The 11,631-nt window shown below is 67.7% G+C and carries 7 protein-coding genes; 2 read left to right on the top strand and 5 right to left on the bottom strand.

Annotation, left to right across the window (positions count from 1 at the left end; genetic code table 11):
- Positions 1–40: 40 nt before the first annotated feature.
- The gene (locus tag Q9R30_RS12705) at positions 41–1,108 is read right to left on the bottom strand and encodes a PDZ domain-containing protein (RefSeq protein ID WP_396136722.1); all 1,068 of its coding nucleotides are present in this window, start codon (positions 1,106–1,108) and stop codon (positions 41–43) included.
- 279 nt (positions 1,109–1,387) lie between these two features.
- Here Q9R30_RS12705 and Q9R30_RS12700 point away from each other — a divergent pair, with 279 nt between their 5' ends.
- Entirely contained in the window at positions 1,388–2,863 is a 1,476-nt protein-coding gene (locus tag Q9R30_RS12700) for a zinc-dependent metalloprotease (RefSeq protein WP_104998478.1), read from the top strand.
- A gap of 34 nt (positions 2,864–2,897) precedes the next feature.
- On the opposite strand, the gene Q9R30_RS12695 is transcribed toward Q9R30_RS12700, so the two are convergent.
- Genes Q9R30_RS12695 through nudC form a run of 3 tightly spaced genes read right to left on the bottom strand, consistent with a single transcriptional unit; the run spans position 2,898 to position 6,713 of the window.
- The gene (locus Q9R30_RS12695) at positions 2,898–3,500 is read right to left on the bottom strand and encodes a M48 family metallopeptidase (RefSeq protein ID WP_311217774.1); all 603 of its coding nucleotides are present in this window, start codon (positions 3,498–3,500) and stop codon (positions 2,898–2,900) included.
- Positions 3,497–5,632 (bottom strand): ATP-dependent DNA helicase UvrD2, encoded by a 2,136-nt coding sequence (locus Q9R30_RS12690; protein WP_104998480.1) that lies wholly within the window; start codon positions 5,630–5,632, stop codon positions 3,497–3,499. Before Q9R30_RS12690 ends, Q9R30_RS12695 begins: the two co-directional genes overlap by 4 nt.
- A gap of 58 nt (positions 5,633–5,690) precedes the next feature.
- Positions 5,691–6,713, bottom strand: coding sequence for an NAD(+) diphosphatase (gene nudC / locus Q9R30_RS12685; protein ID WP_104998481.1), 1,023 nt, complete (start codon positions 6,711–6,713; stop codon positions 5,691–5,693).
- A gap of 142 nt (positions 6,714–6,855) precedes the next feature.
- On the opposite strand from nudC, the gene Q9R30_RS12680 reads away from it, so the two are divergent.
- Positions 6,856–8,088 (top strand): macrolide 2'-phosphotransferase, encoded by a 1,233-nt coding sequence (locus tag Q9R30_RS12680; protein WP_104999787.1) that lies wholly within the window; start codon positions 6,856–6,858, stop codon positions 8,086–8,088.
- Here Q9R30_RS12680 and Q9R30_RS12675 read toward each other — a convergent pair.
- Entirely contained in the window at positions 8,066–11,617 is a 3,552-nt protein-coding gene (locus Q9R30_RS12675; protein WP_311217773.1) for an ATP-dependent DNA helicase, read from the bottom strand. The two genes, Q9R30_RS12680 and Q9R30_RS12675, sit on opposite strands and share 23 nt — an antisense overlap.
- Positions 11,618–11,631: the final 14 nt, after the last annotated feature.

Here is an 11,631-nt window from a genome sequence, read left to right as displayed (position 1 = left end):
CGGTAAGGCTTAGTTCCTGTTGAGTCTAGTTGCGCCCAGTCTAGTTGCTTGTGCACGCCGGGAGGCCGGATGTGTCCTGGCCGCTGCCGGCGCGTTCGACGGCGTCACGCGCCTCCGCGAGGTTCTCCACCCGGACCACCTGCAGCCCCTCGGGGATTTGCCCCACCACGTCCTGGCAGTTTGCGGCCGGCGCGAGGAACATTGTGGCTCCCCCGGCCCTTGCACCCTGCATTTTCTGCTCGATCCCGCCGATGGGTCCCACGAGGCCGTCCGGGGAGATGGTGCCGGTCCCTGCGATGTGCTTGCCGCCCGTCAGGTCGCCCGGGGTGACGGTATCGATAATGCCGAGTGAGAACATCAGCCCGGCGCTGGGACCGCCCACCTTCTCAAGCGAGATGTCGACGGCGAAGGGGAACGTGAACAGGTACTTGAGCATCACTCCGAGGATGAAGCGGCCCTCCCCGTTGTCTTTGGGGGTGATCGCCTCCGTGACCGGCTGCCCGCCGCGCTCCACCACCACGGTGGCCGGCGCGCCTTTTCCTGCCGCCAATTCCTCCTGGACAACGGCCAGTGAGGTGATGTCCCTGCCGTTGATGCTTTTGAGGACGTCCCCGGGTTCGATCTTCCCGGCGGATGCGGAACCTTCCGAGAGGGCCGCTGCCTGGAGCTGCTGCCCGAAGGGAATCTCCAGCTCCTTGAGGGCCGACGCCACGGCGTTCTCCTGGGAGGTGGTCATGGCCACGGAACTCTGCTCCTCAGCCTCTTCCCTGGTTGTGCCGGTGGGGTAGATCAGTTCCACCGGGTGGACGGCCTTGGAGGGGGTAAGCCAGGCGGAAAAAGCGTCCAGGATGCTGACGGGCCCGTTGGGTCCGCCGTCCACGTAGACCGTGGTGAGGTCCAGGTTGCCTTTTGCCGGGTACGTATCCCTTCCCGTGATGCTGATTACCGGTTTACCCTGGCTTTCACCCAGGGTGTTATACGTGGGGCCGGGTGACTCGACGACGTACGGCACCGGAAGGGTACCGACGGCGATTCCCAGCCCCAGGGCCGACATGCCGGCCAACAGCATGGCGGACACTTTCGGGTCCCGCGGTGCACGGTCCCGCAGCGGCCTGCCGCCGGCCGGGCCGCCGTCGTAGTTTTCCTCTGTTGGGGCTTCTTCTGCCGGCGCTTCTTCCGTCCGCGCAGGTAACCCGCGGGTGAAGAGCTCAGGAGCGTGGTCCTCTGAGGGGTGGCCGCCACGGGTTGTAGTCACCCAACCAAGACTACGCGGTGACCGTGCCTGCCAACGCTTTGCCTAGAGCGAACGGCCCCGCAGTCCGGCAGACAGCCGGTCACCGCCGGGGTACCGTGAAGGTTGACAGTCACACCGACGATCGGCGGGATCATGGCCTCCAATCCACTCAATTCGTCCAACGGGGATGACACCCCCAAGGATCCGTTGACCGAAATGCTGCAGAACCTCATGGGCGGCAAGGGGATGGAAAATTTCGACCCCGCCGAGCTGGCCAAAGCTGCCGGCCTGCCCAACGACCCCAACCTGCTGGCCCAGATGTTCTCCCAGGTGCAGGCAATGATGAGCGCGCCTTCGGAAGGTCCCGTCAACTGGCAGCTTGCCCATGACAACGCACGCCGGGTTGCGGCAAGCAGCAGCGATCCTTCGGTCACTGCCCAGCAGTCCCGCGAAGTCGATGAAGCCCTGCGCCTGGCGGAACTATGGCTTGACCCGGTGACAGACCTTCCTGCCACCGGCCTGATCGGCCGGGCGTGGTCCCGGGCGGAATGGGTGGAAGCCACCCTTGGCACGTGGAAGCGGCTCACCGAGCCGGTTGCCAACAGCATTGCCAACGCCCTGTCCTCCGCAATGACGGAGCAGATGCCCGAAGAGATGAAATCAATGATGGGCGGGGCATCCTCGATGCTCCAGAACATGGGCGGGGCCATCTTCGGCATGCAGCTGGGGCAGGCCATCGGCGCCCTGTCCACTGACGTGGTCAGTTCCACCGACATCGGCGTACCCCTGGCCGACCTTGAAATGGCGCTGCTGCCGGCCAACGTGGCAGCTTTCGGTGAGGGCCTGTCCCTGCCCGAGAATGACATCCGGCTTTTCCTTGCGGTACGGGAAGCTGCGCACGCCCGGCTCTTTGTCCAGGTGCCGTGGCTGCGCGGCCACCTGCTGGGCGCCATCGAGGCCTACGCCCGCGGCATACATATCGACACCTCGCGGATTGAGGAACTTGCGCGGGACCTTGATCCCGGCAACCCCGAGGGCATCCAGGAAGCCCTGTCCCAGGGAGTGTTCATGCCGCAGCGGACACCCGCACAGGAGCAGGCCCTCGAAAAGCTTGAGACGGCGCTTGCGCTCGTGGAAGGCTGGGTGGACGAACTCACCGCGGCCGCCACAGAGAAGCTGCTGCCGTCCGCGGGCGCGCTCCGCGAAACAGTGCGCCGCCGCCGGGCAACCGGCGGTCCGGCCGAGCACGCCTTCGCATCCCTGGTGGGCCTGGAGCTAAGGCCCCGCAGGCTGCGGGATGCCGCCGCGCTGTGGGCCACTTTGAAGGAAGAGCGCGGCATCGAAGGCCGCGACGCCATCTGGCACCACCCGGACCTGTTGCCCACCGCCGAGGACCTGGATGACCCCAAGGGCTTCAGCGGACGCCGCAAACTGGCCGAAGCCAGCGACAGCGAAGTGGACGACGCCCTGCAGAAACTCCTCAGTGGCGGCTTCGACGCCGCTCCGGAAGGCGGGAGCGGCCCCGCGGGCCAGGGTGGCGCTGACGGCCAGGACCAGGGCGGCACTGCAAAGGACGACGGCGACGGCGGGCGGCCGGAAGAGGGGCGGGACGGCCAGCCGAAGGGCTAGGACCGTCCGGGCCCGCATTGTTGCGGGCCCGGATTCAGTCCGCGTCCGGGTCCGCCATGCCGCGCCCGGTGGCGTAGGAGACGCCTTCCAGGAATGCTTTGGCCCGCTGGGTCTCGGGGTAGGCTTCCAGCAGTTTCCAGAATGCGGCGTTGTGCGCGGCCACCAGCAGGTGGGCGAGCTCGTGGAGCAGGACGTAGTCGATGACCCACTGCGGCATTGGCCGAAGTTTGTCCGAGAGCCTGATGGTGCCCTCAGAGGGAGTAGCTGAACCCCAGCGGGAGTTCTGGTTGCTGACCCAGCGCACGGACGTCGGCACTGCCCGCCCCCCGAGGTACTGGGCTGACAGGTGGGCGGCGTGGGCCGCAAGGGCGGCGTCGGTGGCCGGGCGCCTCCGGCCCGCTGCTGCCCGCCGCTCCCCCTGGCGCTGCAGCTTGGCCACCATCCGGTGGACCCACTCGGCCTCCTGGGCGGCGGTAAACCGTGCGGGAATGGCCACAACTGCACTTCCGTTCTCCCAGAAGGCCGCCACCGTGCGGGTGCGCCGGGCGGAACGCCGCACCACAACGGGCGCACCGTCGTCAGTGGTCAGGGGGGCAGCAGCCGGCCCGGCCGTTTTCGCGCCCTGGCCGGACTTCACAGGGAAGTGCTTTCCGTGAGGACGCGCAGAACGTCTTCCCCGTACCGTTCCAGCTTGGACGGGCCCACTCCTGCCAGCCCGGCCAGCTCCTCGAGCGAGGCGGGGCGCGCCTCAGCGATGGCTGTGAGCGTGGCATCGGTGAACACTACGAACGCAGGCACCTCAGCGGCGAGGGCAACTTCGCGGCGCCAGTTCCGCAGGGCATCGAAGGTCTGCTCCTCGTAGCTCGGCGGACAGGAGTTGCAGCGGCCCACCTTGCGTTCCGCGCCAGTGGCAAGCATGCTTCCACAGACCCGGCACATGGCGGGAGCGGCGGCCTTCCGGCGGGACACCGGAACCTTCCCCCGGGTGGTTGACGTTGCCACTGAGTCCGGGCGCAACCCGTCCAGGAACCTTGACGGTTTCCGGTTTGCCCGTCCGCCCGGGGTCCGGGCTGTGGACCAGGACAACGAGAGGTGCTCCCGGGCACGGGTGATTCCCACGTAAAGCAGCCTCCGTTCCTCATCCACCGACTCGGGCGAGTCGGCGAAGGAGATGGGCATCAGACCCTCGCTGAGGCCCACCAGGAACACCGCATCCCATTCCAGGCCCTTGGCCGCGTGCAGCGAGGCCAGGGTCACCCCCTGGACGGTGGGGGCGTGCTGGGCGAGGGAGCGTTCCTGGAGTTCGTTCACGAAGTCGGCCAGCCCAAAACCGGCACCCCGGGTTTGGACCAGTTCATCGGCAAGCGCCACCAGGGCCGCCAGCGATTCCCAGCGTTCCCGCAGTGCGCCGCCGCTGTGGGGGGCGGAGTCCGTGTAGCCGAGGGACGAGACGATGTCCCGGACCAGCTGCCCCAGGGGCTCGGGGGAATCCGTCTCCGCGACGGCCCGGGTTGCGGCCCGAAGCTGCAGGATGGCGTCCCGGACCTCCTTGCGGGCGAAGAACCGCTCGCCGCCGCGCAGCTGGTAGCCGATGCCGGCCGCAGCGAGGGCCTGTTCGTAGGCCTCGGACTGGCCGTTGGTCCGGAACAGGACGGCCACCTCGCTGGCGGGAGTGCCCGCGTCCAGCAGTGCCTTGATCCTCTGGGCAACAGTGGCTGCCTCTGCTTCGTCGTCTGCGCACTCGGTGAACTGGGGTGCCGGGCCCGCCGGCCGCTGGGCCACGAGCTGGAGGGGTGTTGCCCAGGCGGCGTCGGCCACCGGACCGCCGCTCCGCCGGCCGGCCAGCAACTCATTGGCGAGCCTCACGACCTGCGGCGTGGAGCGGTAGTCCCGGATCAGTTTGACCACGTTGGCCTGCGGGTAGCGTGCTTTGAAATCCAGGAGGTGCTTGGGGGAAGCGCCCGTAAATGAATAGATGGTCTGGCTGGCGTCGCCGACGACGCAGAGTTCGTCCCGGCCGCCGAGCCAGAGGTCCAGGAGCCGCTGCTGCAGCGGGGAGACGTCCTGGTACTCATCCACCACAAAGTGCCGGTACTGCTCGCGGACGGTGGCGGCGACCTTCTCGTCCTCCTGGAGGATTCCCACCGTGATCAGCAGGACGTCCTCGAAGTCAATGACGTTGCGGTCCGTCTTCACGTCCTCGTAGGACTGGAAAACCCGTGCCACGGCGGTGAGGTCGAACCCTCCCGGGGCACCCCTGTCCTGGGCGTTTTCCAGGTAGTTGGCCGGGGTGAGCATGGACACCTTGGCCCATTCAATCTCGGAGGCGAGATCGCGGATGGAGGCCCTGTCGGTGCTGAGCCGGAGCCGCCGGGCGGCCTCGGCCAGCATCTGCGCCTTGTGGTCCAGGAGGTTGGGCAGGGTCCCGCCAACTGCCTGCGGCCAGAAGAACTGCAGCTGGCGCAGGGCAGCGGCGTGGAATGTCCGCGCCTGCACGTTGCCCGCCCCGAGATCCCGCAGCCGGCTCCGCATCTCGGCAGCGGCCCGGGCCGTGAAGGTCACGGCAAGCAGCCGCTGCGGCGAATAGACGCCGGAGTGGACGCCGTAGGCAATGCGGTGGGTGATGGCGCGTGTCTTACCGGTTCCTGCGCCCGCCAGGACACACAGCGGGCCGTTCAGGGTGCTGGCCACTTCCCGTTGCTCTGCGTCCAGGCCGCCAAGGATGCGGTCCTCCAGGGATGCTGTCCCGTCAATATGTTCTGTAGTCACTTCTGCTGCTCTTGGTCTCGACTACCGCGTGCTGGAGTCTGGTGGATACGTGAAGGAGTCAGGCCCCGGCCAGGTCCCGGATGCGTCCGCCGTACCAATGCTCAATCAGCGAGCGGGCAATGGAAAGCCGGCTGGAGATGGTGATCTCCCCGCTGAGCACGGCTTCCTGGAGTTCCTCCCGGCTGAACCAGCGTGCCCTGGTGACCTCTACGCCGTCGGGCTTTGCTTCGGAGTCCTCGGTGACGGCGGTAAATCCAAGCATAAGGGAGGCCGGGAACGGCCAGGACTGCGATCCGAGGTACTGGCATGCGGTCACCCGGACGCCAACCTCTTCGTAGATCTCGCGGACTACTGCCTGTTCCAGGGACTCCCCCGGCTCCACGAAGCCTGCCAGCGTAGAATAGTTCCTGGCATCCGCAGGACCTCCGCCGCCCAGCAGCAGCCGGCCGTCAGGGCCCTCAACGGTAACAATGATGGCGGGATCCGTGCGCGGGTAGTGTTCCGACAAGTCCTCCGGGCAGCGACGCACCCAGCCCCCGGCTTCCACCTCGGTGGGCTTCCCGCAGCGCGGACAGTGCGTGTGGCCGGAATGCCAGTTGGCGATGGCACTTGATTCGACAAAAAGCGCGGTGTGGGTTGGGGTCAGCCCGGCAGCCACGTCGCGGAAACCGGCCCACTGGGCGTCGGACGGGATCCCGGCTGTTCCCGGGGCCGCCGGCTCCGGCAGGACAAACAGCAGCAGCCCGGTTCCTGCGGGAAAGTCGGAGTCCGGGAGGGCGGTGCCTAGGAAGATGACCAGTTCCGGGGCTGAGCCTGCCGTGGTGAGTTCCTCAAGCAAGGGCCCCGCAGCGGCTGTAAACAACCCGCCGCCCTGGACCAGCCCCTGCCGGCCGGAAAGGACAACAGCCAGCGTTGCGGGGTTGGCCAGCTGGCTGGCAACTATTCCGGGGGCCGTGCGCTCGGCCGATCCGCGGTCCACCAGCGCCGGCCTGACAGGGAGCAGTGTGTCCCTGAGGTGGTTGGCGGGCAGCATTGCCTGCTGCCCCTGGTAGACCGGTGTAACAGACTCGGCGTGGCTCATAGGTCCACCGTACTGACTGGTGCTGTCAATTGACATTTCGAGGGCGTTTTCCGGCCGTCCTCCCTCCCCTGATTTGGAGGTATCTGAAGACTCGCCGCCGCCGGACCGGCCTCCCGGACGGCAGGCGATCTACCGTGGAATGGTGAGAAGAAAACCGATTGAACTGGCAGCCGTTGCAACTGCGGCAGTCCCCGGACTGACCCCGACGGCTGTTAGCTCTGCTCCGGACGATCCCGCGGACTTCGACTCTGCCCTGCTCCTTGATTCGGAGGGGAAGCGCTGGCGGGTGAGGTCCCCGCGGCACGCCGAGGCCAGCGCACGGCTGGAAACCGAGTTCCTGGTACTTCGCGCCTTCGCGCCGGGCATTCGGGCTGAGCTGCCTTTTCTGATGCCTACGGTTGCGGGCAGTGTGCGGCTGGGCAGCCTGAGCACGTTCGTGTACTCCCATCTGGGCGGGAGCACCCGCAGTGTCGAAGAACTCACGGCCGGACCGGATGCCCTCGCCCGCGAAATCGGCATCGCGCTGGCGGCCATTCACGATCTTCCCCGGGCCCTGGTCAGCAACGCGGACCTGCCCAGCTACACCCCGAACGAATTCCGGCAGCGCAGGCTGAATGAGCTGGACCAGGCAGCCACCACCGGGAAGATTCCCCCCGCCCTGCTGCTCCGCTGGGAACACGCGCTGGAAGACGTCTCCCTGTGGCGCTTCAATCCCTGCGTCGTGCACGGGGACCTGCACGAGGACAACCTGCTGGTGGAGGGCCAGCGGGTCACGGCGGTGACCGGCTGGACCGATCTTCGGATCGGCGACCCCGCGGACGACTTCGCGTGGCTGGTGGCCTCCAACGAGCATGATTTTGTGGATGCGGTTCTGGCGGCCTACACCTCCGGCCGCCGTGACGCCCCCGACAACCACCTCCTCCGGCGGGCCGCGCTCTCCGCTGAATTCGCCCTCGCGCAGTACTTGGTGAAGGGCATCGCTGCCGGCGATGCCTCCATGATTGCCGAGGCAGAAGAAATGCTGGACACGCTGGCAAGCGATGTTGCAGAGCACGGCGGGCAGCCCATCAGCGTTGAGCCCCTGCCGCCAGCGGCAGCTGCCGGGGGGCCTGACTCCGTGGCGCGTGAGGCCGTTGCGCCCGACGCCGTCCCAAGCATCCGGGCGGCCGACGACGACGTGCCGGCAGCCGTGCCACCGGTCACCGTCCTGCCCGTCCCGGCCCAGCCCGCTGTCGTCGTGACTCCAATCCCAGTGGCCGCGTCTCCTGTTCGGGTGGAGCCTGTGCCCGCGCCTGAGCCTTCCGCCGGCGGACCGGACGACACATCCACCGCGGCGCTCTCGATCGTCGACGTCAAGAAGGACCAGGGGAACTGAGGGCTGCCGCCACGATCTGCTCCAACTGGCTTGCTGTTCCCAGGTCGTGGGGCCGCACTACTTCGTTATCAGCAACGTAGAAGAACGCCGCACGCACGTCCTCCAGCGGCACGCCCTTCAGCCTCGACCAGGCCAGCCGGTACACCGCCAGCTGGACGGCCTTGGTCCGAAGCAGGTTCCCGGAGGGCCGTCGGCCGGTCTTCCAGTCCACCAGGTCCCAGCGTCCGTCAGGATCCTGGAACACCGCGTCAACACGGCCACGAACCACCACGTCCCCGACTCGGGTCTCCACCGGAACTTCAATGAAGGCCGGAGAGCGGTGGGCCCAGGGGGACGACCGGAAGGTGGCCACCATGGCGTCGAGGTCGTACGCCGCATCGATGTGATCATCCGAGCCCGGCGCTTCACCGAGGTCCAGCAGGCCTGCGGTGCCAAAGTACTCTTCCACCCACGCGTGGAAAGCCGTGCCCTTCCTTGCCGACATGCCCGGTTCCCGTGGCACGGGCCTGCGCAGCCGCCAGGCCACGGCTGAAGGGTCCTCGCCCAGATCAACAAGGGTGGACGCCGAAATGTGGGTGGGGAGGTGGACGTCCCGGGCTGAAGACCTCCTGGCCCGGCGTTCGAGCAGCCACGCCGCTTCCCGGGCCCAGCCGGCGGCAACCCCTGGAAGTTCAGATTCCCGGGCGGCAGCCCGCCCGCGGCGGGAGTCCTCCATCGCCGCCATGACCCGGGCAGCAGCGGTTTCCATCGCGTGCCTCCGGCCGCCCGCCAGGCGCAGGCGCTCCCCCGTGCGCGGGTCCACCGGCCCCTCCAGGGGATCGTACGGCCAGCCGGCCACCTCGGTATCAAGGGTAAGCGGGCTGGTCTCAGGCAGCGAGGGCTCCTCCACGGAGCGGGGATGGATGACCGCCCGCGCCGGGCCCCCGCTGGCCCCGGCGGTCAGGGTTTCAAGCTCTGCCAGGAATGGCGACATTTCCGCCCGTCCCGACCTGGATCCAACCCAGGCGGCGCTGGACGCCCACAGGACATGCTTGGCCCGGGTGTACGCCACGTAGGCAAGGCGGCGCTCCTCAGATTCCCCGTGGGCCTGGACAGCTGCCTTGAAGTCCTTCTCCGCATCCAGCCAGCCTTTTTGGTCAGGCTGGTCGAGGTCCCATTGGGGAAGGTCTGCCCGGTCACCGCGCAGCGGCCAGGGCAAGGCCGCGGACCCGCTGCTCCAGCGCGAGTCGCGGTCGCTGGGGAAGTCCTTGGCGTTCAGTCCCGGCACGAAAACGACATCCCATTCCAGCCCCTTGGAAGCATGGACCGTAAGCAGCTGCACAGCTTCCCGGTTGACGTCGCCGGGTGGTGCTTCCAGTCCGTTTTCTTCTGCTGAGGCAGCCTCCAGCCAGGACAGGAAGGCGAGGATGTCCACGCGCTGGGACGTTCGCAGGAACCCGGCAGCGGCATCCTGGAAGGCATCGAGGTTCCGGCGCGCCTGATGGATGCTGATGCCGGGCCTGGCGGCAACCTCGATATCAAGGAGCATGGCCCTTTCCACCTCCCCGAGCAGGGTGGTGAGGTCGTCCCCAAGGTAGCCCCGGAGCTGACGCAGCTCTGTGGAGAGCCGGACCATCCGCTCCCGCGCAGCGGGGGTCAGGGACCTGCCGTTCGATGAGGTCCATCCTTCCCGCGGCAGCCAGTCCAATGCCTCCACCAGGCTGGCGGCATCAGTAAGGTCGCTTTCGAGGACGGCCGGTCCGTCATCCGGAAGCTGGTCATCGCCCCGTCCGGCCTGGCCCCGACGCCGGGCAAGCTGGCTGGACCAGTCCCGCAAGGCCATCAGATCTGCGGGTCCGATCCGCCAACGGGCCCCCGCCAGCAGGCGCATCAGCGCGTCGGAACGGCCGGGGTCGGCCAGGACACGCAGGGTTGCAACAAGATCCACGATTTCGGGAGTATCAAGGAGCCCGCCAAGACCAACAATCTCGTAGGGAATGCCACGGGCTTCCAGCTGCCGCCGGATGGGCTCCATTTGTGCGCGCCGCCGGCAAAGGACAGCGACGGCGGGCGGAACCGGCGACCCGTCGGGCTCCAGCTCAAAATCCGTCACCCGGTACTTCAGGACGTCATCGGCCAGCGCTGAGGCTTCATCCACATCGCTTCCGAACCGCCCCAGCACCACTGATCCCGCTGCAGCATGAGGGCTCGGCTGCAGCGGCGGCACCTTTGGTGCGGCCGGCCCTCCCCCGCCCGCCGGTCCGCGCTGCGCGGCTGCCCGGGCCAAGGATTCAGACATCACGTTGGCAGCGGCCAGGATGGAGCGTCCGTTCCGCCACGCCGTTGTCAGGTACGAGGTCGGCGCGGGAGCCCAGTTGTCCCCGCTTTCCGCCATGCCCCGTCCCGCCGTCCCATCCGTACCGGTTGGCGCTGTCCCATGTCGTGGCGTCCCTGTCCGCACGGGGAACTCCCGCACGAAATGGAACAACTGGCCTGCCGACGCCCCGCGGAAGCCGTAAATCGACTGGTTGGGGTCGCCAACGGCGGTCACCGCGTGCCCGCCGCCGAAGAGCCGGGAGAACAGGACCAGTTGGGCGTGGGAAGTGTCCTGGAACTCGTCGAGCAGGACCACCTTGTAGCGCTGCCGTTCCATCTGGGCAGCCAAGGGCACGTCCTGCGCCACGCGGGCGGCAAGGGCCACCAGATCGCCAAAATCAAGTGCCCCCCGGGCCCGCTTCGCCGCCGCGTACCGGCCAACCATGTCCGCCACGCTGGCCCTGGTCCTCAACATGCCGGCGAGATCGGCCGCTGCCTGCGGGGGGTTCTTCTTTTTGTCGGCAAGGTAAGGGAGTGACTCGAAGTCGGACAACCGGGCCATCAGCCAGGCTTCGACGTCCTCGGGTTCCTGGAGGTGCTCGGCGCATTCACCGGCCAGCTGGATAACTGCCTTCACCAGCGTGGACTTGGCAGCCCGGAAATGCCCGTATTCGCCGTCATAACCCTCCACCACCTCGGTGGCCAGCTGCCAGGCCTGCGCACCGCCCAGCAGGACCACGTCCCGCTCCACTCCCAGGCGCAGCCCATAGTCAGAGACGATGCCGCTGGCGAAGGAGTGGTAGGTGGAAACTTTCGGTTCGAGTGCATCGCTGCTGAGCAGCCCGTCCTGGAAAACCTTGCCCCCGCTGTCCGCTTCGGCGCTGTCCCGGACACCTCTGTCCTTGATAACCAAGCGCTGGAGGGCGGCCAGTTTTCCCCGGATACGGGTGGCAAGTTCACCTGCTGCCTTGCGGGTGAAAGTCACGCCCAGGACTTCCTCGGGGCGGACCCAGCCGTTGGCGACGAGCCACACCACCCGGTCCGCCATAGTGGCTGTCTTGCCGGACCCCGCCCCCGCAATGACCAGCCTCGGCGCGAGAGGCGACGAAATGATGGCCGACTGCTCAGGGGTTGGAACGTTCTTCTCCCCCAGGAGCACAGAAAGCTCCTCCGGGCTGAAGCGGGGCTGCGGGAGTGGCTCCGCATCCGGGCCTGGCCCGGAAATCGGGGTCATGGCGGAAAGGGGAG

This window comes from Arthrobacter sp. AB6, from assembly GCF_031844545.1.
In the GTDB taxonomy this organism is placed as follows: Bacteria; Actinomycetota; Actinomycetes; order Actinomycetales; family Micrococcaceae; genus Arthrobacter.
Note: the sequence above shows the minus strand (reverse complement) of the source record. Positions and strands in the feature narration are given on the sequence as shown.